Raw genomic sequence first — 22,579 nt, forward strand, 5'->3', positions numbered from 1 at the left:
ACACTTATCATTCAACTTTCAACCATCTATGCTTGTCATTACGTATACGCTATCGTAGCAGGCGTCTGTGAATAAAGAAAGATAAGGCGTAAGCCGTGACATTTTAAATGCTATCCGCTATACTAGGCGGTCTCAAATATACGGACAACTGATTATTTTTTATTTTAATCAATCAAAACTGTCCGCTATATCAAAAACGGTGAAGTGGGTGAGTGGCTGAAACCGCACGCCTGGAAAGTGTGTATGCGTTAATAGCGTATCGAGGGTTCGAATCCCTCCTTCACCGCCAATCTTATCAATTTTAAGAAAGCCTCCTAGTTTTTCTATCTTGTACTACCCTCTCCTATATACCTCTCAAAACCTTTATAAATAACGCGTCTAGCGTTTTTTTTATGCCTGCTGTTTTCCCAATTCAACCCAACGTCAACCACCTATCCCGTAGCTTGTGCTGGTCTATTCGTTGGTCAACCTATGCTATTAATCCTGTAAATATTCACTTGAGAGACTTTAGTTACGCAGCCTGACGATAATGATCAAACCCAATACGTCCTGATATTTTTTTGAATTATAGATACTGTATATCGCTAGGTAGATAATTAGGGTATGTTGAATCAGTTATGCAAGCACGATAAACTCTTGATATGCACGCATACTAGACAGCCTATAACTAAGGAAATTGCGTATACTGAATTACGTAAGCTATAGTCGGTTCAATTTAAAAATGCTACAAGGCAACCGAGTGTAGATGTATATTTAATACCTCAAGCGAGGTTAATGCTGTAACGCTTTTATAGAGGATTGACTATATCTTACGATTAGTGCTGATTCATATCTAGATGTATCTCTACACAAGGAAGAAAAAATGACAGGGATTGAGTTTTATAGCAATGGTCATATCATCAGCGAAGCTGACAGTATGCGCAAAAAGCTAGGCGCGTTAGCTCAACAATACCGTGCGACGTCGGCTATTATTGTTACCGATGCTGGAATCACTCAGCTGGGCTATGTCGATATCGCACAGCAATCATTACAAGAAGCTGGCATTCAAGTGGTGGTCTTCGATGCTGTCATCGCTGACCCACCCGTTGACGTCGTCAATGACGCTATGAAAATTGCTAGAGACAGTAACTGTGATCTGGTTATTGGTCTAGGCGGTGGCAGCTCTATTGATACTGCCAAAATCGTCGCCTTGCTTCCAAATGACTTTGAGTCAGTAAATGACATTTTAGACAAAGATGTCAGTGGCTTTAATAAGCTGCCTTTATTTGCGATACCAACGACTGCTGGTACGGGTGCAGAGTCTACCTTTGTCTCTGTCATCACGGCAAAAGATGGCAGCAAAAAAGCCATTTATACGCCTAAAATCCTACCTGATGTCGCCATTTTAGATGCCACACTAACACTGAAGCTACCTCGTCACATCACGGCTGCAACCGCCTTGGATGCCATGGTTCACTGCGTTGAAGCGTATACGAGTCGTACCAAGAAAAATCCTATTTCAGATGCATTGGCTGTTAAAGGATTGCAGATGCTCTGGAATAACTTTGAGAAAGTATTGGCTCAAGGCGATGATATCGACGCGCGTGCCGAAATGTTATTGGGCTCTACTTTGGCTGGTATTGCCTTTGTGAACTCATCAGTAGCAGCAGTACATGGACTCTCGTATCCGCTGAGTATCAATTTTCATATCCCTCATGGACATGCCAATGCACTCGTTATGTGTGGTGTTTTCACATTTAACTTATCAGAAGCCGCCCCACTTTATGCTGAGCTGGCTCATGCTGTCATGCCTACTCAGACATCTGGCATGACAGACTTAGACGCAGCGACTTTATTTATTGATGAACTAAAGATGTTTTTAGAAAATAGTGGGCTCAAGTATCGCTTAAGCGAATTGGATATAACAGATCAAGACATCCCCGCATTGGCAGACATAGTAATAAATACCTATGCCCGACTGATTGCAACCAACCCCAAAGACATGACTTTAGATGAGGTGACAACGATATATAAGGAGATACTCTAAAACAGAAACCATTGTTGCTATTCAAAACAGTTTTATTTATCAAGGAAGATAACCACTATTCAAGGGAAACAATTATGTCAGAATATAAATTAGACGTTGTCGTTGATGGCTTTCATTACTTAGAAGGCCCTCGCTGGTATAACGATGCTTTATGGTTTGTTGATTTTTATACTCAAGGCATTTATCGTGTCAACGATGAGGGAGTGGCAGAGGAAATTGCTAATGTTGAGCAGCAACCCTCTGGTTTAGGGTGGTTGCCCGATGGGCGTATGCTGGTTGTATCGATGAAAGACCGCAAAGTATTACGACTAGAAAATGACGGTAACTTGGTCGTTCATGCCGATATTTGGGAGCATTGTGGTGGTCATGCCAATGACATGGTGGTTTCAGACAATGGTAATGCTTACATCGGTAACTTTGGCTTTGACTTGATGGGTGGTGCTGACCATGAAAATACGGGGCTTGTTTTGGTTAAGCCTGATGGAAGCTCACAGATTGTCGCTGAAGGATTGGCATTTCCAAATGGTATGGTTATCTCTGCAGATCAAAAGACCTTGATCGTTAACGAGCTGTTTGGCAATAAAATTACGCAGTTTGCTATCAACGAAGATGGTAGCCTTGGTGAAAAGCGCGACTTTGCTAATTTTGGAGAGTTAGGTGATGAGCCAAACCTTGGTTTGCGTATAGAAAATGCCAGTATATTACCTGATGGTCTCGCGCTAGATGCCGAAGGTGCGGTTTGGATTGCGGATACGTTGAACCAGCGTGCCGTCCGTATAGCAGAAGGTGGTGAGATTTTAGAAACTATCGATACGGCACCTGATGGTATCTTTGCGGTTGCCCTTGGCGGACAAGATGGTAAAACATTATTTATGTGTGCGGCACCTGATTGGGATGAAGCATCACGTAAAGCTGAAACCAAAGGTCGTATGCTGTCCACACAAGTCAAAGTAGGTCATGCAGGTACGCCTTAGTTCAAAACCTTTTTAGACATAAATCTAGAATAATCCACCTGATTTCACAGTATCCAATAATACCAATGCAACGATTAGACAGCTTACACCCGTCTAATCGTCGCTTCATGCCTGCGAGCTATTTTATTAATCCCTAGCCTGCTTCTTATTCTTTTTAGCCTCTTTATCTAGGGCGTGTCCTCAATTCAATTTATCATATTTAAACGGGCTAAAAATAGCTATTAACGAATGTCAGACGCGAGTGGCGTAAAATTCGATTATAGTAGGTATTAGCAACTCAGAAAATTAAAATAATGGGAAGGATGGCCTTATGAAAAATTTAGCGGTGGTAGTAGTAGCAGGACTCAGCTTAAGCGCTTGTGTGACGATCAATGCACCGATGGGCAGCACTGATAATGATAGCAGTAATGGAAATACCATCACTCAATACCCTGTTGAGACCGCCCTACTCAATGTCTATACCAAAGAGCGCAGCGAACAACTACATGCCGTAGTGGACAAGCAAAACATCGTCGCCGATATTAAGGTGACACCCAAAGGTACAGTGGCTTTCAACAATAAATCAGTTAAAGCTGCTGAGATAACTACCATCACTAAACGCTACGATCAAATCACCAATCAATCTATCGCAACCAACTATTTTACGACCAATCCCTTGATGTTCGATGGCTTCACGGATAATAGCGGTAGATACTCGCTATCGAACCAAACGACCGTCATCCCTAAGATGGCTTCAGTTGGCGATTCCAGTGCCTTGATCACCGAAAACGTCTACAGCGACAGCAGTATGCGCAAACAAACTGGCACTTATAAACAAAGCTGGTCGCTAACGAGGGAGAGCAACAACCGCGCTTGGCTATGTATAGAGACCTCAGAGAACCTACTCCTCAGTTTTGATCCTAATGGCACTTCATCAGAATGCTATAAAATCAATGCTCAAGGCGATATTTTGGCGAGCAAAGTCACTATTAGCCAGCCTAGTAAAAATGGCAGTACTGAGGCGGTGACGTTTATCAGTCAGTAGCTCTCTGAATTTTAAAACCTTTAATAGTAAGACTTTCAGTCTATATTTTTAGTACGTTCTTTGGAGTACCTTATGCTTATCAATGCAGATTTTTCACGTCGTGCCGCGCTGACTCCTGAACACCATCAATGGGTAAAATCGCCACAAAATGGTGTGGAGCGTGTGATGCTTGACCGCGTAGGAGAAGAGAAGGCACGCGCGACCAGTTTGGTTCGTTATGCACCGAGCTCTTATTTTCCGCATCACTTGCATCCGGGTGGCGAAGAGATTTTGGTATTGTCAGGGACTTTTTCTGCTGATGACACACACTATCCGGTAGGCTGGTACTTACGCAATCCACCGGCTTCAGGTCATAGACCTTATAGTGAGGAAGGTGCGGTTATTTTTGTTAAACTACGTCAAATGTCATCTGATGAGTCCAATCCTGTGGCTATCGATACTCAAGATAGTGCCAATTGGCAGCGCCAAGACAACCGTGACGTTTGTCCTCTGTTTTTAGATAGTAACGAGCAAGTGAGCTTGCAGCGTATAAATGCAGACGAGTTACTGTTTGATGCTTCAATTGATGGTGGTGCAGAGCTACTGGTGGTGGCAGGTGAGCTGATAGATGATGACCAAGTCTATCAACGAGGTGGGTGGATACGCTTCCCTATCGGTGAACAGCCGCAAGCTAAAGCAGGGCCAGAGGGTGCTACGGTGTATCTGAAAACTGGACATCTCACTCACGTCATTGGTTTAGAAATGAATGAAACCTAAAATATAGCCACTGCCAGTACCACATTTGAATGCTCAACAGACCCTAATGTATTACTGGCGTACCTTGCGTCGTAAAAGCAAAGGCTTTATTGCTAAAGTTGCCTATCATCACCGCCTCAATAACTGGGGTGACGGTATCGTCAATGCCTTCGACCTCAATGATGAAGTTAGCGCCAGAGCCACCTTTGTCCTCTTCTTTTTCGACAATATAATTGAGCGTGCCCATGGCCGGTAGCTCAATAGGTTTATTCAGATACGATTTTAAAAAAGTCCCATGCGTATCGTAGTAATCGATTTTATTGATATACAATGATTTCTTTAGGGTGGTATTACGAACGCTCAAAGTCGCGGACAGTAAGACTTTACGATTGTCTCTATCGGTATAAATGTCAGAGTAAATCGGCACATAAAAGGTTTGCTGATAGCCAAATTTGCTACGATCAATTTTTGAGGTAATTTCCAGCTGTTTGATGGGGTCTTTCTGCCCTTCTGACAGCATAACGTTCGGGTCTTGAGACGATTGATCACAGCCTGACAGCAGTGCCGTCATGGCAATCAGTAGGACGGATATGTGATACTTATTCATAACTTTCCCTTTTATAATGTCATAGCGTTGCTATTCAAATAATAGGTATGTCGTCGTTGGTGTTCAGACAATACATCCTTTATTTAGATTTAGCCTGCTACTGTATTTTTACCCCAACGCTACGTAAAAACTGATTAATATGCTTGTTCGCGCCATAAATAATCAGAACATCTTTATCCTGTAGCACTTGCTCATGTTCGGCTAAACCTTCGATACTCGGCTTACGTTGCGTCCGTCCAAAGCTGTCTTCATAATACTCATAGCGCATGGTACTAAGCAATCGAATATTGAATTTTTGCTTGAGCTGTAAGTCGTCAACGGTCTTTCCAATCAATGTATTTGGAATACTAAGCTCAACGATACTAAAATGATCGGTAAGCTCAAACGAATCTACAAAGTAGCGCAGTGACAGCCGTTTGGCCCAACGATCGGCGGCTTCTTTTTCAGGCAGAATAAGATCGTCCACGCCGATGGCTTGCAGCACTTTTTGGTGCAATGGGTTGATACTGCGGCTAATCAAGCGCCGCGCTTTTAAGGTCTTAAATAGCGCCGTTGCCATGACGTTCGCACCTTGGTCTTCGCCGATTGCGACCACGACGATATCGGTATCGATAATAGGTAAACCAGTGACGGTATACTCATCGGTGGCATCCATACAGACGGTATGCGAGATGACCTCTTTATAGGCCTCAACTTTTTGCATATTGCTGTCAATAGCAATCACTTCATGACCTTGACTGGTCAGCGCCATACCCAGCGACGAGCCAAAGTTGCCTAACCCTACGATGATATATTTCATATTATCCTTTTGATGCCTTAATAATAGTGCCACGCTTGTGTTAACAGAAACTTAATTAATAGAAATTTAATTAACAGCGACTTAATTAACAGAAACTTAGTTAATAGTAATCTCTTCCGTGGGATAGCGGTAGTTACGCTCGCGCATGTTTTTGAATAAAGCAATAAAGAGCGTCAGCATACCCACTCGACCAACGAACATAATCACCGAAATCACCATCTTGCTAAAATCGGACAGCTCGGTCGTCAAATTCAAACTCAAGCCCACAGTGCTATAAGCAGAAAAACACTCAAAAACCACTTTAATCAAGTCCAGCTCGGGCTGATCGTAGCTGATAAGTGTCACGCCCATGCCAATGACCAATAGCGACAGCCACATGATAGAGAACGCGCGACGAACCGATATCTCAGCGATTTCCCGTTTGAATACTTCCACTCTGGTCTGTCCACGCGCCAAACTCAAGGTATTTAATAGCGCGATGGCAAAGGTACTGGTTTTGATACCACCGCCCGTCGAGTTCGGTGACGCCCCAATCCACATCAAAAAAATTGTCAACATAATCGTCGGAAATGCTAGGTCGCCCATATCAATACTATTAAACCCAGCCGTTCGCGGAGTGGCAGCAGTGAAGATTCCCGTCACTAATTTGCCATAAAAACTGCCGTGGTCAGCCAGTACACCATTATATTCAAACAGCATAACCCCAATAAGCCCCACTAGCAGCAAAGCACCCGTCGTAATGAGGGTAATACGGCTGTTAATATTGAGTAACCATGGTAGATATGCGTAGCGCTGATTACGACGATATATCAGGCGCTGGACACGGTAACGCAAATACCGCAGTACATTGACCACGATCACAAAGCCCATACCGCCAAAAATAAAGGTAATGCCAATAATCAGCTGCAAAGGATAATTGAAGCGCAGCGCGTCATCATATAAGCCTGCACTAAAGGTAGAAAATCCAGCATTACAAAAAGCCGAAATCGCATGGAATACAGAAAAAAACAAGCGCTCAGATAAATCCATACCAGGTAAATCATAAATACTGGCGTAAATGAATGCAGCCGCCAACGACTCAACAGCAAAGGTCACATATAAGATAGATTTGAGGGTCGCCACCACATCACCTGTCCCGCGCATATAGGACATCTCACTGATACTTAACTGAGTCTCATAACTGACACCACCCTTGAAGAAATAGCTAAAATACGTCACAAAGGTCAAAATCCCGAGACCACCAATTTGAATCAAGCCCATGATAATGACTTGACCAAAGGTTGTGTAATAGGTCGCGGTGTCCACCACAATAAGCCCAGTAACACACACCGCGCTGGTGGCAGTAAATAACGCATCGATAAAAGACAAAGGCTGGGTGGTCGCGTTGGGCATCATTAATAGCAAAGCGCCAACCAGCACCACCGACAAAAAGCTTAGAATAAAGAATTGGGCTGGATTTAGAAAAGTACGATCAAGATTGAAATCGTGATCAGAGATTTCACGAATGAACGTAACCAGCACCGCAATCTTAATCGCCACAAAACCATCAACGGAAACAGCCAAGCCTGAGCGTATTAAATCCGTGAAATGCGCCACAAGTAAGATAACGATAGCGATACTGGTCAACAAGTCAAAAACGGCCACTTTATTAATCGTTAGCGGTTTTTTGCTATAGATGTAGCGCCCTGTCGTAACGACAAACCCTAAGAAGATAATGACCAAATACAAAATATGAAAAACATGCTGTAGCCAATTCGGTAGCGTAAAACCACTATCGAGGAGAGCCACGGCTACTCCAATGATGCTAATAAAAACAGTAAAATTGTTAAGTAATCGATAGCGAATGGCAGCGTGCATAGCCTTAGTCCATGAAAGGAATAACCACGATACTTATACTCCTTTTTTTGACTATTCACTAAGACTGATTTTAAAAAATCTGTAACCAGTTATGAGTTGATTGTTCAAAGCTATGATGAACAAAGAACAGCGTTGTTTTTACACCAGACAGCTCCTTAACTCATCCCAATAAAGGCTGTTGTCATCAAGGCTATTAATGACAATCTGATGACAAGTTGGCTACGGTCTAAACGAGTTGCCATGGTAAAGTACGGAGTAATAAATAACGATTGCAGCACACTGCATAAAGACAATCACTAAGGACGGCGCTATGGTACTGGATATTTTACTGACCATTCATTTCATATTACTAGTGCTGATATCCTTACGTATACTCTCCCGCCATGATTTGACCTCATCGGCTAGGCTGGCATGGATGGTCGTCCTGTTTATCTTGCCTTATATCGGCGTTGTGGTTTACTGGATGTTTGGTGAGGTACATTTAGGAAGTGACTTCAGCCGCAAGCATGAGCAAATTATAGATAAGCTCCATACGCAAAACCCTGAAGTGCTCGGTAGCGACGAGGCATTAACACACGCCATAAAAACCGAGTATCAAGCGGCGTTTGCTTACTCTGCGAACGTCACAGGCTTTCATACCACGGTGGGCAATCATGCGGAACTCATGGCCGATGCGGCTGAAACGCACAAACGAATGATTGCTGATTTTGATGCAGCAACCGATCACATTCATGTGCTGTATTATATTTGGCTGATTGATGGCACAGGTATCGATATTGCCCAAGCCTTGATGCGTGCAGCACGTCGTGGTGTCACTTGTCGAGCGATGGTGGATGGCATGGGCTCACGGAAGATGGTGAGCTCAAAGATATGGCAACAAATGAAAAATGCTGGCGTGCAAGTCAGCGTGGCACTACCGATTAACAATCTTGTAAAGGTGATGTTATTTAGCCGTATTGATCTGCGTAATCACCGCAAGATTACCGTGATCGATGGCAGCATTGGTTACTCTGGTAGTCAAAACTGCGCGGACCCTGAGTTTCGCGTGAAGCCAAATTTTGCGCCGTGGGTCGATATTATGCTGCGCGTCGAAGGACCTGTCGTGGCACAGAACCAGATGCTTTTTGCCAGTGATTGGCTAATAGAAAACCCTGACACAGAGATTGAGAGCTTTTATTACCCTACCGAGCGGCTAGGCTCGCCAACTTCTACAGGCTTTGCCGCACAAGTCTTTGCTGATGGCCCTACCCAACGCTCAGGCGCAACACCGCAATTCTTGGGGGTGCTCATTAGCCAAGCACAGAAAACCCTAACCATCTCAACCCCTTACTTTGTCCCAGATTACTCCCTCATCAATGTGTTATGCGCCACCGCCTATCGCGGCGTAGAGGTCACGATGATCTTCCCCAAACACAACGACTCATTGGTAGTCGCTGCGACCAGCCGCAGTTATTATTGGCAATTGCTAGAAGCAGGGGTAAAAATCTATGAGTACAAACCGGGATTGCTACATGCTAAGACCTTGACCGTTGACGGTCAGATCAGCTTAATTGGATCGACCAATTTAGATTTGCGTAGCTTTGATTTGAATTACGAAAACAATATCGTCTTTAGCGATACCGCATTAACCGCCGATATTATTGAACGTCAGTATCAGTATATCGCTGATTCAGAAGAAGTCAGCCGTCAACAAGTTGCAGACTGGTCATTGCCATACAGAATTTGGAACAATATTGTCGCGACGATGGGGCCTATTTTATAAATAACGGCTGGGTGCTAGGGCGTGTCCTCATTATTTATCAGCGCTTTTTTGCAAAATATACACCACAAATTTTGCTTCCGTGCTAAATGATTGTTGTTCAACCGCTGCCAGTAACGCTTGTCTTTTTTCGCTACGGGCGCGGTAAGCATACGGGGTCATGGTCAGCAAGTCGGCTAAGTCAGTCGCTGACAATGTCATCTCGGTACTGACACGATGCGTCTCTATCAACGTAAAGTATGGTGCCAACTCCTGCAAAAACTTATCAGAATCATGCTCGCGCACGCTATCAAATAATGCATCACGCATCGTTGCTAAATGTCCGACATCAGGCTTGGCAATAATTAGGTAGCCCTCATCAACCAATACCTTGGCAAAAGCCTTAGGCAAAATAGGGCTAAAAATACTGCTGATACCCGTGACGCTATGAGCACGCAGAGGCAGATGTGCCGCACTGGTGACTAACGGGTAAATCACCGTCGTCTTTTCCGCCTTGTCTTTATGTTGTTGATACCACAGCTGACTGGCGGCTTTGCTCACTTTAGCCAACTCAACCAAAGCGGGCTTGCTGATATCAGCTGCTATCAAGGTAGCGATAATATCTGAGCCCATCTGCGCCATTGCCTGCGTGTAATAACCTTCCCCGCAACCGATGTCTAACCAGTTGACTGGGCTTTTATCAGGCTTAGTTGTTGGCGTAGAGATGCTTGCATCTTGCCCTAATAACTGCTTCATTTTCTGACAAACCAATCTTTGTAACGGCGCATAATGCCCAGCGGCCAAAAATCGCTTGCGCGCTTCGATAGATTGCTGGCTGTCGCCTGGTGTCTTAGATTTTTTTTGCTGTACGGGCAGCAGATTGACATAGCCTTGACGCGCCACATCAAACGGATGCGCAGTTTGCTTAAGGTTTAAACTGCCATCGCAGCGCCACGTATCGGCAGCAGGCTGTAAGGGGGACTGACAAAGGGGACAAACAAATAAGGACACAAGCATCTCTAGGTCATAGCAATATGGCTAGCATTTTAACAAAAATTGCGTGGATTAATAGATAAAAGAAGCCGTTAACATAGAATTTAAGAAAACAAAAAGCCACCTCAGTGATCGCTGAGATGGCTTTTTAATCACGCAAATACTTATTTACTACAGCACCTAGGTTAATACTATTTTAATGCGGCTTAGCGCAGCTTCAACGTCATCAAACCAAGTATGACCAGTAAAATGGCAATAATCCAAAATCTGGCAACCACTTGCGTTTCTTTCCAGCCAATTTCTTCAAAGTGATGATGTAGCGGTGCCATACGAAAGACGCGTTTTTTGCGCAGTTTATAGGAGCCGACTTGCAGCATAACCGATAGCGCCTCGGCGACGAATAAACCACCCATAATAGCAAAAGCGATCTCTTGACGGGTCATAACGGCAATCGTACCTAACATCGCACCGAGGGCAAGCGCGCCCACATCGCCCATAAAGACTTGCGCGGGATGCGCGTTAAACCACAAGAAGCCAAGGCCAGCACCGATCATCGAGCCACAGACAATAATTACTTCAGAGTTGTAGGCAATATAAGGCACATGCAAATAATCCGCAAAGCGTACGTCACCCGAGACGTAGGCCATCGCGCCCAAACCAGCCGCGACTAAAACAACGGGCAAAATTGCCAAGCCATCTAGGCCATCGGTCAAGTTGACAGCATTGGAAGAACCGTTAATCACAAAGTAAGTAAAGATAATAAAACCAATGCCGAAAGGCACGGCTGAGAACGGAATCATCCAGTCTTTAAAAATGGGTATTAATAAATCTTGCATCTCGCGGGTGGTGGCCATATCTGGTTGCAACGTGGCGATATAATACAAGGAGATACCGACGAATAACGCCCCCATAGACAGCCAAAAGTATTTTTTGCGAGCAATCAAACCTTTGGGATTTTTGTATTTAATTTTGAGCCAATCATCCGCCCAACCGACCGCGCCAAATATGATCATTACGATCAGCAAAATCCACACGTAAGGATTGTTGAGGCGTGCCCAAAGTAAGGTCGACACCCCGATGGCGCTCAAAATCAACACCCCACCCATGGTCGGTGTACCAGTCTTAGCCAAATGCGACTGCGGGCCATCATTACGAATGGCCTGACCGTACTTTAGTGATCGCAAATGCCGAATAACCGGTCCGCCAAAGAACATACTAAAGGCGAGTGCCGTAACCACCGCAAGTAGCGCTCGTAGCGTCAACGAAGAAACCGCAGAAAACGGTGAGTAATACTGGCCAAGCCAGCCAAACAACCAAACTAACACCGCCTACTCCTCTACTAGCGCATGAATAAGTGTTTCCATCTGCATGGAACGAGAGCCTTTAAACAACACCGTACAAGGCTGAGCTTGTTGCGCTTGCAAGTAAGACTGTAAATATTGCAGTAAACTATCTTTATCAGCGAACGCATGCGCGCTAATCTCAGAAATCTCTTGTGCCCCAGCCACGGTATAAGGCGCGTACTCGCCAACACACAGCAGTACATTGATACCCGTGGTTGCGATGGTACGACCCAAGCTTTGGTGTTCGCTTACCGCAGCATCGCCAAGCTCACCAATATCTCCTAACACCATCACCTGTGTACCGGTTTGCGCCGCCAATACTTTGGCAGCCGCGCGTACCGAATGTGGGTTGGCATTGTAAGTATCATCAATCAGGCGATGCATACCGAGTAGCTGACTGTTCAAGCGCCCTTTAGCGGGACGTGCGTTCTCAAGCCCGATCACAATATCATTCACGTCGATATTCAGGGCATGAGCACAAGCCGCCGCCGCCAACGCATTATTAACATTATGCTCACCTGCTAGTGGCAAGCTAATATCATGGACTTGGTTGCCAATATGCAGCTTAAATTCACTGCGTTCAGGCTCGACATCTAAGTGACTGGCGCTGACATCGGTATTACCAAAGCCGATGACATGTGAGGTATGCTTTTCAGCAATACGGCGTAATTGATTGGTAAAATCATCTTTATCAGGAACAATCGCAAATTGCGTGTCACCCAAAGTATGATAAATCTCTGCTTTGGTCTGGCAAATGCCTTCGCGGCTACCAAATTCACCCAGATGGGCGGTACCGATGTTCAAAATACAAGCCACGTCCGGACGGACAATTTCAGTAGTATAAGCAATTTCACCAATATGATTGGCACCCAACTCTAAGATGGCATAGCGATGGTGATCGGATAATTCGAGCAGCATCATCGGTACACCCAAGTCGTTATTGAGGTTACCACGAGTGATGAGCGTCGGCGCCAATCTGCCGAAGATACTTCCAAGCATCTCTTTACAAGTGGTCTTACCGCTGGAGCCTGTAATGGCAATCACGGTCAAATCTTGATGCTGCTGACGACGATAGGCGGCTAATTGACCTAGCGCTAAGCGAGTATCCTTGACAACTAACTGCGGAATATTGGTAGAGATAGGCCGTGAGACGATAGCGGCAACTGCGCCCTGTGAGGCAGCCATATTAATATAATCATGACCATCAAAATTATCACCCGTTAAGGCTAAAAATATATCACCGGTTTTTATCGTGCGCGTGTCAGTGGCAATACGGTTGCTAGTAATGCCGTTACTTACCTCTGCTTGCCCTTCATTTAACTGTCCTGCATCTAACTGCCAGTGACCATCAATAGCGGTGGTAGCTGCTAGCAAGTTATCTGCTTGCCAGACATACAGCCCTTGCGACTGTATGGTGTTATCGTTGTCGGCTGTCATAGTAGTGATTACCTTGTATGATGATTACGTATTTCTTATAACTAGGGTCTGTTGAACATTCAAATATTAGGACTGCTGATCGCTAAAATCGCATCAAACCTTTTATCAAATCAGGCGTAAACTGACGATAATGTCCAGACCTTAGCTAGGTTTGCAACAACGTTTGAGGTGATTTTAGCATCAGCCTTTCAGGGCAGGGCTATTTTTTGCCAATACATGGCGAAATTGTCTAACCTAGAATGACTAGGCATCAAAAATTTCACTGCGTATTGTCTAAAAAATAGCCACTGCCAGTGCCACATTTGAATGTTCAACAGACCCTACATGTTAAAACTTATAAATATTATTAAAAAAATTAGTGGTGCTAAAAATTATTGATGCTAAACATTTAGACAGCACTTTTTTATACGCGCCCAGCGTGCTCTAGGGCATGTTGTAAAATAACACTGTCGTCAAAATCATAACGAACGTTATTGATTTCTTGATAAGTCTCATGACCCTTGCCAGCGATGACCACAATATCATCCGCAGCCGCTTGATTGACGGCATATTCAATCGCTTTTTGGCGCGCTGGTTCGATATGGGTACGCTGATATTGCTCCGCACTCATGCCTGCTTGCATATCTTGCAAGATCATCTGTGGGTCTTCGGTGCGTGGGTTATCTGCCGTTAAAATCACTTGATCCGCACCTGCCAGCCCTGCTTGCGCCATCAATGGGCGCTTACCTGCATCACGGTCGCCACCGCAGCCAAACACTGCCCATAGCTGACCTTTGCAGTGGGTTTTGAGACTGGCAAGCACCTGACTTAAGGCATCAGGCGTGTGCGCATAATCAACGATAAAGCAGCCATCATTAGAAGGCACACGTTGCATACGGCCAACAGCACCTTGTAACTGTGCAACAGCAGTCGCAATACGCTCAATACCTACATTTGACTTAGCACCAATTGCCACCGCTGCTGCCATAGCGGCAAGCAAATTCGCCACGTTAAAACGTCCAAGTAATGGACTAACGATATCTAAATTATTAATTTTCCCATCGCCGAAATCTGTATGCAGGCTAATCTCGACACCTTGTAAGCTGGGCTTGATTTTAGCGGCGACAAAAGTAGCCGTTTTTGAAGCATCCAAACTATACGTCCAAACCGTCAATTCGCTGGCATGGGCAGTATCCAACATAACCTGCGCATGCTCATCATCGATATTGATAATAGCGTGGGTCAAATCCGGAAAATGGGCTTTATCAAACAATCTGGCTTTAGCCGCTGCGTACTCTGCCATATCAGCATGATAATCCAAATGATCGCGGCTTAAGTTGGTATAAATCGCCACCGACACAGGCATACCCTGCAAGCGTTGCTGATCTAAACCATGTGAGCTGGCTTCCAATGCCAATAGCTCGGCGTTTTCTGACCCCATTTGATATAAGAACTGCTGGACGGCTAGCGCATCGCCAGTGGTATGACTGGCTTGCACCAAGGCACCTAGTCTACCGTTACCCGCCGTACCCATAACCGCACTGCTCATACCGGTTAACTGGGTTAATTGCGCCACCAATTGACTGATGGTGGTTTTGCCATTGGTACCTGTCACCGCCACCACTGCTGGTAGTGTCACTGGCTGCTGATGCTGCAAATGAGATTGGATTAAATCGCCTAAAAAATCACGGATGTTGGGCACATATAAAACAGGGCAAGGCAAGGAGTCTAATTGCTGCTGCGCTATAGATTGTGAGTCATCCGTACTTAGAGCAATATTGGCATGTGGTGGCACATTAGCCGTGGCAAGCAAAGCAATCGGATCGATTTCTGATAGGATAAAAGCCGCATTTTTAGCGGCTTGATAAAGGTAATCACGACTTTTTTGGCAGTTTGGCGTATGGCTCTTTAGTAGTACAAACACGTCGTTTGGCGCTACCTGACGGCTGTCCAAACGAAACCGCTGAAACGGTACGTTGGCAACTGTATTTAGTTGAGCAGAAGCTACCTGATTTGTTGATGTTTGAGTGGCTAGCGCTTGAGCTGATGCTGCTATCATCGCCGATAATGCCTGCACTAGGCGGTGGTCATTACGGTTGCTAGCATCCATAAGCTGTTGCAAGTTAACCGTAGCACTGGTTGGCGATGAAGTGAGCATAGTCATTGGCAAATCCTAAACAGTTAAAACAAATCAAATCATTAGTAGCTGGATACTCAAAAATCCATATCCATGCCTATTGGGCTTCAGTTTTTAAGGGCTTATCTAATGGCACATTATAGAGGCGTAGCGCTTCTTTCATAACGTTATGAAATACGGGGGCTGCGGTCAGACCAGCATAATGAAGCCCTCGAGGGTCTTCTACTAAGATGACACCGACCAGTCTTGGGTTTGATGCTGGCGCCATGCCAGCAAAGACGTTGCGATATTGGTCAGTATAATAACCGCCTTTTGGGTTAATACGGCGCGACGTACCCGTCTTACCCGCCACTCGGTAACCGTCAATCGCCGCTGCTTTGGCGGTACCACCTTCTTCGGTAACGCTCTCTAACATCTGTACAATCGACATGGCTTGTTCGTGCGCCATGATGCGTTTGCTTGGCTGCACTTTGTCACTCTTAACCAAGGTCAAAGGATGCATGACCCCGCCTGCTGCCAATGCCGAATAAGCCTGCGCCACCTGCGCTACAGTCGCCTCCATACCATAACCATAACTAATCGTTGCACGACGTGAGGTCTCTTTTTCTTCCGGTGTAACCACAAGCCCACTACCTTCCGCTGGGAACTTTAACGGTGTCTTTGAACCAAAGCCAAATTGCTTTTGCATATTGGTAATAGCATCAGCGGGCAAAGATAAGGCAATCTTGGTCGAGGCCACGTTACTTGATTTTTGTAGGAGTGTGGCAAGATTGATGGTGCCCAAATTATTATGGTCACGAATGGTATAACCACGCACACGAATTGAACCCGGATTGGTATCAATTAGAGTAGTCGATGTGTATTTGCCCGAATCTAGCGCGGCAGCAACGGTAAATGGCTTCATGACTGAACCCGGTTCAAATACATCAAGGAGCGCACGGTTACGCTGGTTTTCACCAGTCATCTCATTTAGATTATTTGAGTTAAATGATGGCCATGTCGACAATGCCAATACTTCACCAGTCTGCACATCAACGACCATGCCAGTTGACCAGCGGGCTTGTTGCAAGCGCCCTACTTTCTCTAGCTCTTTATAAAGCAAATACTGTAAACGTGAATCAATCGTCAACGCCACGTCTTTGCCAGGTATCTCTGGCTCAACCTGTTTGATTTCTTTTAGGCTGTTTTGTTTGGCGTCTTTAAGTACCAACACCTTACCATCATCACCCGCCAGATCTTCTTCAAATTGGCGCTCGATACCAGCGCGTCCCTCATAGCCACCTTCAGGATCGTTGGCATTTTGCCCCATAAAACCCAACAGCTGCGAGTTCGGTTGGGGCTGCGGATAATAACGCTGAAAGAAGTTTTTTTCGTACACACCAGGGAAATCAAGCGAGCTGACGCCTTGAGCTATCTCAGGTGTCACTTTATTCAGTAGTGGCAAATAATGCGAGCCTGCGCCCGACGGTAGTGCTGCTTTTACCGCCGCTTCATCGGTCACATCAATACTATCGTCGACAGCGGTGACCTTTTTTAATTCACTGACCGGAATATTTGCTGCCGCTGCCAGTCGAGTCAGATCCATATTATCCAGTCGCTTTTGCATGCGTGCTTGTAGCTGTGGACTATTAGGATTGGTGATTTTAATGCGTTTGAGCTCGTAGTATTCACGCGAATAATCATGCGGACTAAAGGAGACAGTCGCAAGCGGCGCACTAACAGCTAAGGGTAGATTATTGCGATCGGTAATCATACCGCGGTAGGACTTTTGCGTCCGTACGCTGGTGATGAGCTCGTTACCTTTATCTTGATAAAACTGCGCGTTGGCCACTTGGATATAATAGGCACGTCCTATCAGTAGCGCCAGTACGACAAGCGCCATGCCCCAAACAGTACGGAATCGGTTTTTATCGTACTCAAAGCCGCCACGAGATGATGCACCAGTGGCCTTATTAAAAACCATTTTTTTACGGTTTTTGACACTGGTATACGCGCCTTGATCCTCATTTTTTTTGAGGCGACCAAAGAGTTTGGCTTTGCGATTGTCTGAGGACTTGCTGTCAGTTTGTCCTGATTTGGCCGCACTAGCAGGACGCAAAGGCTTGGTCACTTTACCGCTGGCAGGTTTTTTACTGGTATTTTTTGCGGTTGTTTTACCGTGATTGGTATTTGGCTTTTTATCACTCATTGTCCTGCCTCCGCAAGGTTGGCGTCGGTCACAGGAGCATCGGTCATAGGAGCGTCCGTTTCGATTACGTCTGAATCATTGACTCTAATCATCTCTGCGCTAGACGGCTGGGCTGGTGCCAATGCAACGGCAGCACCCGGCTGAATGATGAGCTTATCTGTGAGGGCTGGTGAAAACATGCCAAGCTCAGCAACAGCACGACTGGCTATTTGCGGGGTCGCACTAAAGGTTTGCTGTTCAATTAAGAGGCGCTGATGTTCAATTTTCAGCTTACGTTCTTGTTTTTTCATGTCTTGCAAGGTTCTATAATCCTGATGATATTGCTGCACTTCCTCAGCGGTTTTGATACCGCTCCAGACGATAGCCGCCGCCAATAGCAATAATACGGCGACATAAATACTGACCACATTAAAGCGGCGCACGAATAGCTCGCCAACGTCAGTGGTATTGGCTGTAGCGGCGCGACGGTTTGCTGGTTTGTCAGATATTGCCATGACGATCTCAAAAAAGTAAACTTCAAATATAAAAGAGCAGCAACTGTCTGCAGGTAATAAAAATCTCATCCCTGCTCAGTACCATCAAGAAAAATACAACCAAACATGCTGTGCAATGATAGCCATAAAAACCTGCCATGATTGACGTTTATTCTAAAACCAACTGTCATCTATGCTAAGAACTAATCGTCATCGCCAAATTAGCTCATATATAAACAAAAAAGTAACTGCTGAGCCTAGCAGATAATATTTACAGCTTTTTAACAGTTGCGTAAATATTAAGACATTTAGTCACATTCACTCACCAGAATACTAGGGTATGCCATCGACAGGTTTCATTGCTTTAGCGTTTGCTGATAATCGGTATCCGTACGCGTCGCTAATCGCAACCATGCACTGCGCGAGCGCGGATTATGACTGACCTCAGTTTTACTAGGGCCAACACGTTTGGGCTTGCTAAAATACCGTGGACGATTTGGCGGCATTGGCAGATTTTCGTCTTCTGGATATTGCCCTTTGCTATGACGCTGTAAAAACTGCTTAATGCGGCGATCTTCTAACGAATGAAAGCTGATGACTGCCAACTGTCCACCGGACTTTAATATAGGAATGCTTTGTTCTAAAAAGTCATCGACATCGCCCAGCTCATTGTTAATAAAAATACGCATGGCTTGAAAGCTTTGCGTCGCAGGATGCTTGCCGCGCTGCCAATTTGGATGCGCCACTTTTATCACTTCTGCCAGCTCAAGCGTGGACTTGTAACTTTCCATCTGCTTAATCGCACGCGCAATACGGCGACTGTGACGCTCTTCACCAAACTCATAAAGCACATTCGCCAATGTTTCATCGTCAACTTTTTCTAACCACTCAGCGACCGATTGGCCACGACTGGTATCCATACGCATATCGACCGCACCGTCGCGCATAAAGCTAAAGCCACGGCTACCATCATCAATCTGCGGTGAAGAAATACCCAAATCCGCCATCAACCCATCAACTTGCATGATGCCCATGGCTGCCAAACTGTCCGTCAATGTCGCAAAGCTGTCATGAACCACTTTTACGCGACTGTCGGTAGTTGCCAATTCGCGAGCAACGGCAATGGCGGTCGGGTCTTTATCAAAGACGATCAACGTGGCATCATCAGCAAGTTGACTCAATAATAGCCTGCTATGACCACCGCGACCAAAGGTTGCGTCGACGTAGATGCCACTCATTTGCAAGCTATTTTGACGGTCACTGCTTTGTTCGTCACTGCCTGTCTGCTTGGGCAGCGCATTAACACCAAGCACAGCGGCGACGGCTTCTTGCAGTAGCACAGCATCGTGAACGAAACTTAATTCATCTGACACCTTATCGCCTTGATTAGGGTCTTGAATAGAAATGTCTTCCATAGCAGATGGGCTAAGCGCTGACTCAGGGCTATCAGTAGCAGCAGAAGGACTGGCGTTAATATTTGGCGTTAGCTTAGATTTAGATTTTGATAATGACACAAACAACTCAGTAGATGACGACCATAATGGCCAGTAATAGTAAAAAATCGGATGAAAATAAACAAGTTATGCCTTGTCTAACATTATTATCGCAAGGATACGCTGGTAGTCAAGCGCTAGAAGGGCTTTTCATTAAAAATATCACATCTCTCTGTTATACTAGCGCTATATTTTACGCTATTTTTCAACATTGACGGCTATTGTTTCATCCGTATTTTTTCAAACTTTTGATTCATATTTGTCCTTACTCTCTTTCACTGCCTTATTTTATTAACAACAACATTCTGAGATTCCTATGACGCAAACATCGACCCAAAAACCAACCCAAGCATCAACACGCCCTGTGCGCACTCGTATCGCACCCTCACCAACTGGCTTTCCACACGTAGGCACCGCTTATATTGCGCTATTCAATTTGGCTTTTGCTAAAGCCCATGGCGGCGAATTTATTTTACGTATTGAAGACACCGATCAGACGCGCTCAACCGAGCAATCAGAGCAAATGATTTTGGACGCCTTACGTTGGGTGGGACTTGATTGGGCAGAAGGCCCAGATATTGGTGGCCCACATGCGCCTTATCGTCAGAGCGAGCGTAGCGACATCTATACCAAACACGCCGAGATACTCATAGAAAAAGATCATGCGTTTCGCTGTTTTTGTACCAGTGAAGAGCTAGATGCCATGCGTGCTGAGCAAATGGCCAATGGCGAAACCCCACGTTACGACGGTCGCTGTGCGCATTTAGCCGCAGAAAAAACCGAGCAATTGGTCGCTGAGGGCAAACCGCACGTCATCCGTATGCGCGTGCCTACCGAAGGCGTCTGTCAAGTGCAAGACATGCTACGCGGCACCGTTGAGATTCCTTGGACGCAGGTCGATATGCAAGTGCTGCTAAAAACCGATGGCATGCCAACGTATCATCTAGCCAATGTCGTCGACGACCATTTGATGGATATCAGTCATGTGATGCGTGGTGAAGAATGGTTGAATTCTGCGCCTAAGCATCAGTTGCTTTATGAGTATTTTGGTTGGGAGATGCCTGTTCTTTGCCACATGCCATTACTGCGTAACCCAGACAAATCAAAACTGTCTAAGCGTAAAAATCCAACGTCTATCACCTATTATCGTGATGCGGGTGTGCTACCTGAAGCATTGCTAAACTACCTCGGTCGTATGGGCTACTCGATGCCTGACGAAGCGGAGCAGTTTACCTTAGAAGAAATGATTGCCAGCTTTGATATTCAACGTGTGTCGCTTGGTGGCCCTATTTTCGATGTCGAAAAACTCAACTGGCTCAATGCTGAATGGCTACGCGCACTCACGCCAGAAGAACTCAAAAATAAAATCCTTGAATGGGCAAGCAACAGTGACAAGCTAACCGCTATCGCAGCAGCTATTCAGCCACGTATCGAATTGCTATCTGACGCGGTCAATTGGAGCGGCTTCTATTTCCAAAACTTGCCTGATATTAATGCCGAAAGCTTTACGCATAAGTCGCTCACACCTGAGCAAATCATCGAGATGCTACAGCTGTCATTATGGCAGCTAGAAGTCTTACCTACTTGGTCAGAAGAAAACATCTACGCCACGCTAAAAGGCCTTGCCGCACATCTTGATATTAAAATGCGTGATTTTATGGCACCGTTCTTTATCGCTATCGCTGGTAGTACGTCATCAACGCCCGTCATGAACTCTATGGCAATTATCGGTGCTGACATGACCCTGACACGCTTGCGTCATGCGGTTGACGTGCTAGGCGGCTTAGGTAAAAAGAAACTCAAAAAACTAGAGAAACAAGCAGCAGAGTTGCCAGATTTTTTAGGTGAAAAATAGTTAGAATTTCAAGATAAATCAAATTGTGACGTGGGTTTACGAAAATAAATCCCACGTTATTTTTAGATTAAAAATAATTCCTAAAAATATAGGATGATATTATATGGAAGAAGAATATTGTAGATTTGATAAATACATTGATACCTTTAGAGGTAGGAACTATGGTCTCATTCCAGTAAAAACTAACGGTACACAGTTAAATAACAGGTTCAAAAATTCTGAAAAATGGGAGCTTATCAAAGAAAAAAGAAATATTGATGAGAGAAATGACAATCAATGTGACATTGATAGAGGCTCTAATTTAACTTACCAAAACATCGAAACAAAAAATATTGTTAAGGTTACTCAGGAACGTTCTAGAAGCGGTAAAACATTACATTGGTCATTTTGCTATTTTTTTGAAGAGCAAGCTGATTTCTAGAAAATGTAGAGCAAATAAGTTGTAGGAGATTATTAGCATAGTAGGGTTATCACTGAATAGTCCTGTCTTAGCACTAATATTGACTTAAAATTATCGATTGGAACTAAATATGGCTGCCAAAACCGTTACGATAGAAAGCAAAGATTATGTCTTTAACACGCTCAAAGAAGCGCAGAAATACTATGATGCCATCGTAAAAGAGCTTTATGATGCAAAACTTACCCTGACAAAGGGTCAGGACTTTGATGACTTAAAGTGGATATACACCACTTACTGTGGTTATACCAATCATAATGTCGATCGATTAAAAAAATCTGACATCGTTGGCTTTAAAGGAATCAGCACAGTACAACAAAAAGGTGGACAATATATCCCCACAGAATGCAGTGCAATTATTTTTTCAGATGGCACCGAAGAAGAATTCTTTACCGATAAAGCCATCAAAGAGATCGCTCTCAAGCAAAATCCACGCTAATTTGGGCTTGTTAAGCAGCTAAAAT

General features: G+C 44.8%; 18 protein-coding genes and 1 tRNA gene. 9 read left to right on the forward strand and 10 right to left on the reverse strand.

What is annotated here, in order from left to right; all coding sequences use genetic code 11:
• Window positions 1–198: 198 nt before the first annotated feature.
• The 5 genes from ACMFL8_RS13505 (at window position 199) to ACMFL8_RS13525 (ending at window position 4,780) form a co-directional block, all read left to right on the forward strand.
• Window positions 199–289, forward strand: a tRNA-Ser gene (locus ACMFL8_RS13505).
• 573 nt (window positions 290–862) lie between these two features.
• Window positions 863–2,026 (forward strand): iron-containing alcohol dehydrogenase, encoded by a 1,164-nt coding sequence (locus tag ACMFL8_RS13510; protein WP_413191266.1) that lies wholly within the window; start codon window positions 863–865, stop codon window positions 2,024–2,026.
• A gap of 74 nt (window positions 2,027–2,100) precedes the next feature.
• Window positions 2,101–3,000: an SMP-30/gluconolactonase/LRE family protein gene (locus ACMFL8_RS13515; RefSeq protein ID WP_189585892.1), complete on the forward strand. Its 900-nt coding sequence runs from the start codon at window positions 2,101–2,103 to the stop codon at window positions 2,998–3,000.
• Between the two features lie 310 nt (window positions 3,001–3,310).
• Window positions 3,311–4,024, forward strand: coding sequence for a hypothetical protein (locus ACMFL8_RS13520; RefSeq protein WP_413191267.1), 714 nt, complete (start codon window positions 3,311–3,313; stop codon window positions 4,022–4,024).
• Window positions 4,025–4,096: 72 nt separating this feature from the next.
• On the forward strand, window positions 4,097–4,780 hold the full coding sequence (locus ACMFL8_RS13525; protein ID WP_413191268.1) for a cupin domain-containing protein: 684 nt from the start codon (window positions 4,097–4,099) through the stop codon (window positions 4,778–4,780).
• A gap of 43 nt (window positions 4,781–4,823) precedes the next feature.
• Here ACMFL8_RS13525 and ACMFL8_RS13530 read toward each other — a convergent pair whose 3' ends face one another.
• The 3 genes from ACMFL8_RS13530 to ACMFL8_RS13540 form a co-directional block, all read right to left on the reverse strand.
• A complete protein-coding gene (locus tag ACMFL8_RS13530) occupies window positions 4,824–5,366 on the reverse strand; it encodes a DUF3124 domain-containing protein (RefSeq protein WP_352310732.1) in 543 nt (180 codons plus the stop codon).
• A gap of 97 nt (window positions 5,367–5,463) precedes the next feature.
• Window positions 5,464–6,165, reverse strand: coding sequence for an NAD-binding protein (locus ACMFL8_RS13535; RefSeq protein ID WP_413191269.1), 702 nt, complete (start codon window positions 6,163–6,165; stop codon window positions 5,464–5,466).
• A 96-nt stretch (window positions 6,166–6,261) separates the two neighbouring features.
• Entirely contained in the window at window positions 6,262–8,022 is a 1,761-nt protein-coding gene (locus ACMFL8_RS13540) for a TrkH family potassium uptake protein (protein WP_194620947.1), read from the reverse strand.
• Between the two features lie 310 nt (window positions 8,023–8,332).
• On the opposite strand from ACMFL8_RS13540, the gene cls reads away from it, so the two are divergent.
• Window positions 8,333–9,784: a cardiolipin synthase gene (gene cls, locus ACMFL8_RS13545; RefSeq protein WP_413191270.1), complete on the forward strand. Its 1,452-nt coding sequence runs from the start codon at window positions 8,333–8,335 to the stop codon at window positions 9,782–9,784.
• A 30-nt stretch (window positions 9,785–9,814) separates the two neighbouring features.
• On the opposite strand, the gene ACMFL8_RS13550 is transcribed toward cls, so the two are convergent.
• From ACMFL8_RS13550 to rsmH, 7 genes are all read right to left on the reverse strand, one after another.
• Window positions 9,815–10,777, reverse strand: coding sequence for a putative RNA methyltransferase (locus tag ACMFL8_RS13550; RefSeq protein ID WP_413191271.1), 963 nt, complete (start codon window positions 10,775–10,777; stop codon window positions 9,815–9,817).
• 182 nt (window positions 10,778–10,959) lie between these two features.
• Entirely contained in the window at window positions 10,960–12,078 is a 1,119-nt protein-coding gene (gene mraY / locus ACMFL8_RS13555) for a phospho-N-acetylmuramoyl-pentapeptide-transferase (protein ID WP_010198007.1), read from the reverse strand.
• Window positions 12,079–12,081: 3 nt separating this feature from the next.
• On the reverse strand, window positions 12,082–13,533 hold the full coding sequence (locus ACMFL8_RS13560) for a UDP-N-acetylmuramoyl-tripeptide--D-alanyl-D-alanine ligase (RefSeq protein WP_413191272.1): 1,452 nt from the start codon (window positions 13,531–13,533) through the stop codon (window positions 12,082–12,084).
• Between the two features lie 403 nt (window positions 13,534–13,936).
• Window positions 13,937–15,676: a UDP-N-acetylmuramoyl-L-alanyl-D-glutamate--2,6-diaminopimelate ligase gene (locus ACMFL8_RS13565; protein ID WP_413191273.1), complete on the reverse strand. Its 1,740-nt coding sequence runs from the start codon at window positions 15,674–15,676 to the stop codon at window positions 13,937–13,939.
• 70 nt (window positions 15,677–15,746) lie between these two features.
• Window positions 15,747–17,837, reverse strand: a complete 2,091-nt coding sequence (locus ACMFL8_RS13570; protein ID WP_413191274.1) for a peptidoglycan D,D-transpeptidase FtsI family protein — start codon at window positions 17,835–17,837, stop codon at window positions 15,747–15,749.
• Entirely contained in the window at window positions 17,834–18,331 is a 498-nt protein-coding gene (locus ACMFL8_RS13575) for a cell division protein FtsL (protein ID WP_413191275.1), read from the reverse strand. The genes ACMFL8_RS13570 and ACMFL8_RS13575 overlap by 4 nt, the downstream gene beginning before the upstream one ends.
• Before the next feature lie 335 nt (window positions 18,332–18,666).
• The gene (gene rsmH / locus ACMFL8_RS13580) at window positions 18,667–19,824 is read right to left on the reverse strand and encodes a 16S rRNA (cytosine(1402)-N(4))-methyltransferase RsmH (RefSeq protein WP_413191276.1); all 1,158 of its coding nucleotides are present in this window, start codon (window positions 19,822–19,824) and stop codon (window positions 18,667–18,669) included.
• 295 nt (window positions 19,825–20,119) lie between these two features.
• Between rsmH and gltX the strand changes: the two genes are divergently transcribed.
• From gltX to ACMFL8_RS13595, 3 genes are all read left to right on the forward strand, one after another.
• Complete coding sequence (gene gltX, locus ACMFL8_RS13585; protein WP_413191277.1) at window positions 20,120–21,658, forward strand: glutamate--tRNA ligase; 1,539 nt, start codon at window positions 20,120–20,122, stop codon at window positions 21,656–21,658.
• A 103-nt stretch (window positions 21,659–21,761) separates the two neighbouring features.
• Window positions 21,762–22,079 carry a hypothetical protein gene (locus ACMFL8_RS13590; protein WP_413191278.1) on the forward strand — a complete coding sequence of 106 codons (318 nt, stop codon included), beginning with the start codon at window positions 21,762–21,764 and terminating at the stop codon, window positions 22,077–22,079.
• A 109-nt stretch (window positions 22,080–22,188) separates the two neighbouring features.
• The gene (locus ACMFL8_RS13595; protein WP_010200541.1) at window positions 22,189–22,554 is read left to right on the forward strand and encodes a hypothetical protein; all 366 of its coding nucleotides are present in this window, start codon (window positions 22,189–22,191) and stop codon (window positions 22,552–22,554) included.
• Window positions 22,555–22,579 lie beyond the last annotated feature (25 nt).

Origin of the sequence: Psychrobacter sp. AT9 (genome assembly GCF_047272965.1) — a bacterium.
GTDB classification, from domain to species: Bacteria; Pseudomonadota; Gammaproteobacteria; order Pseudomonadales; family Moraxellaceae; genus Psychrobacter; species Psychrobacter glaciei.

Excerpts from the sequence above, each read along its gene's own strand:
- ACMFL8_RS13510 (WP_413191266.1), top strand. The coding sequence starts at position 863 with ATGACAGGGATTGAGTTTTATAGCAATGGTCATATCATCAGCGAAGCT.
- ACMFL8_RS13515 (WP_189585892.1), top strand. The coding sequence starts at position 2,101 with ATGTCAGAATATAAATTAGACGTTGTCGTTGATGGCTTTCATTACTTA.
- ACMFL8_RS13520 (WP_413191267.1), top strand. The coding sequence starts at position 3,311 with ATGAAAAATTTAGCGGTGGTAGTAGTAGCAGGACTCAGCTTAAGCGCT.
- ACMFL8_RS13525 (WP_413191268.1), top strand. The coding sequence starts at position 4,097 with ATGCTTATCAATGCAGATTTTTCACGTCGTGCCGCGCTGACTCCTGAA.
- ACMFL8_RS13530 (WP_352310732.1), bottom strand. The coding sequence starts at position 5,366 with ATGAATAAGTATCACATATCCGTCCTACTGATTGCCATGACGGCACTG.
- ACMFL8_RS13535 (WP_413191269.1), bottom strand. The coding sequence starts at position 6,165 with ATGAAATATATCATCGTAGGGTTAGGCAACTTTGGCTCGTCGCTGGGT.
- ACMFL8_RS13540 (WP_194620947.1), bottom strand. The coding sequence starts at position 8,022 with ATGCACGCTGCCATTCGCTATCGATTACTTAACAATTTTACTGTTTTT.
- cls (WP_413191270.1), top strand. The coding sequence starts at position 8,333 with ATGGTACTGGATATTTTACTGACCATTCATTTCATATTACTAGTGCTG.
- ACMFL8_RS13550 (WP_413191271.1), bottom strand. The coding sequence starts at position 10,777 with ATGCTTGTGTCCTTATTTGTTTGTCCCCTTTGTCAGTCCCCCTTACAG.
- ACMFL8_RS13560 (WP_413191272.1), bottom strand. The coding sequence starts at position 13,533 with ATGACAGCCGACAACGATAACACCATACAGTCGCAAGGGCTGTATGTC.
- ACMFL8_RS13565 (WP_413191273.1), bottom strand. The coding sequence starts at position 15,676 with ATGACTATGCTCACTTCATCGCCAACCAGTGCTACGGTTAACTTGCAA.
- ACMFL8_RS13570 (WP_413191274.1), bottom strand. The coding sequence starts at position 17,837 with ATGAGTGATAAAAAGCCAAATACCAATCACGGTAAAACAACCGCAAAA.
- ACMFL8_RS13575 (WP_413191275.1), bottom strand. The coding sequence starts at position 18,331 with ATGGCAATATCTGACAAACCAGCAAACCGTCGCGCCGCTACAGCCAAT.
- gltX (WP_413191277.1), top strand. The coding sequence starts at position 20,120 with ATGACGCAAACATCGACCCAAAAACCAACCCAAGCATCAACACGCCCT.
- ACMFL8_RS13590 (WP_413191278.1), top strand. The coding sequence starts at position 21,762 with ATGGAAGAAGAATATTGTAGATTTGATAAATACATTGATACCTTTAGA.
- ACMFL8_RS13595 (WP_010200541.1), top strand. The coding sequence starts at position 22,189 with ATGGCTGCCAAAACCGTTACGATAGAAAGCAAAGATTATGTCTTTAAC.